At 54.2% G+C, this 459-nt stretch carries 1 protein-coding gene; it reads right to left on the bottom strand.

From position 1 onward, the window contains the following. Positions 1-440 (bottom strand): thiamine pyrophosphate-dependent enzyme (locus ACLD7X_RS18870; protein WP_411425213.1); only part of this gene is annotated, 440 nt, incomplete at its 3' end. Between the last annotated feature and the right edge of the window lie 19 nt (positions 441-459).

The following is a 459-nucleotide window of genomic DNA, read 5'->3' as shown; positions in this document are numbered from 1 at the left end:
TCCCAGCCGCGCACCACGTGGACGTCAAAGCCATCGCGTGTCCCAGGCCTACGTTGAAAGCCTTGAAGCAGCTCGCCAACGTTACTCTTCGTCACTTGGTACTCATTCGGAACGGAAATTCCGTAACCGTCGTCCCAAATCGACACCACAGCAGGTGCACGGAGAACGCCAAGAGCATTAATAGACTCCCAGAACATTCCTTCTGCACAGGAAGCATTGCCGATGGTTCCAAAGGCAACCTCATTTCCCTTGTTCGAGAAATGCGTCAGTGCATGCAGTTCTTCCAGCTCACGATACAACACACTGGCATAGGCTAGGCCCACCAGACGTGGCATTTGAGATCCGGTTGGAGAAACGTCGGCAGAAACGTTATACCGCGTCGACTGCGGCACCATTGCGCCCGAATCATCCAGGAAACGAGTAGCAAAGTGACCGTTCATGGACCTTCCAGCCGAGGCA

It is taken from the genome of Aphanothece microscopica RSMan92 (genome assembly GCF_046613545.2).
Lineage (GTDB): Bacteria > Cyanobacteriota > Cyanobacteriia > PCC-6307 > Cyanobiaceae > NIES-981.
The sequence above is the reverse complement of the archived record's forward strand: the minus strand, read 5'-3'. Positions and strand labels throughout refer to the sequence as shown.